General features: G+C 57.0%; 1 rRNA gene. It reads right to left on the reverse strand.

The window, feature by feature from the left end:
- Positions 1 to 14 precede the first annotated feature (14 nt).
- Positions 15 to 286: ribosomal RNA gene (locus HPT30_RS00475) — 16S ribosomal RNA — on the reverse strand; the annotation flags it as partial.

The following is a 286-nucleotide window of genomic DNA, read 5'->3' on the forward strand; positions in this document are numbered from 1 at the left end:
ACGATTCTCCATAGAAAGGAGGTGATCCAGCCGCACCTTCCGATACGGCTACCTTGTTACGACTTCACCCCAATCATCTACCCCACCTTCGGCGGCTGGCTCCCTTGCGGGTTACCCCACCGACTTCGGGTGTTGTAAACTCTCGTGGTGTGACGGGCGGTGTGTACAAGACCCGGGAACGTATTCACCGCGGCATGCTGATCCGCGATTACTAGCAATTCCGACTTCATGCAGGCGAGTTGCAGCCTGCAATCCGAACTGAGACCGGCTTTGCTGGGATTGGCTC

Origin of the sequence: Paenibacillus agri, assembly GCF_013359945.1 — a bacterium.
Taxonomy (GTDB): domain Bacteria; phylum Bacillota; class Bacilli; order Paenibacillales; family Paenibacillaceae; genus Paenibacillus_AQ; species Paenibacillus_AQ agri.